General features: G+C 39.5%; 1 pseudogene. It reads left to right on the plus strand.

Annotated features, from left to right (window positions below):
• Positions 1 to 113 precede the first annotated feature (113 nt).
• Positions 114 to 286: pseudogene (locus HJY11_RS15325) on the plus strand (branched chain amino acid aminotransferase); the annotation flags it as partial.

The following is a 286-nucleotide window of genomic DNA, read 5'->3' on the forward strand; positions in this document are numbered from 1 at the left end:
TTGCTTCAGATTGCACGGCTGAATCGCTACATAAAAACAGAGCGCACTCTTGAATTTTCTTTCAAACAGTTTTATACTAGAAAAATAAGATAATAAGATGGGAGTGGATCGAAATGGAAAAGAAAAATTTAGACTGGTCAAATCTGGGGTTTGAATATATTCAGACGGATAAGAGATATGTTTCCAACTATAAAGACGGAAAATGGGACGATGGAAGTCTGACATCAGACGCCAATGTGGTGCTGAATGAATGTGCGGGTGTGTTCCAGTACGCACAGACCGTGTT

It is taken from the genome of Bittarella massiliensis (ex Durand et al. 2017), assembly GCF_017566145.1.
Classification (GTDB): Bacteria; Bacillota; Clostridia; order Oscillospirales; family Ruminococcaceae; genus Bittarella; species Bittarella massiliensis_A.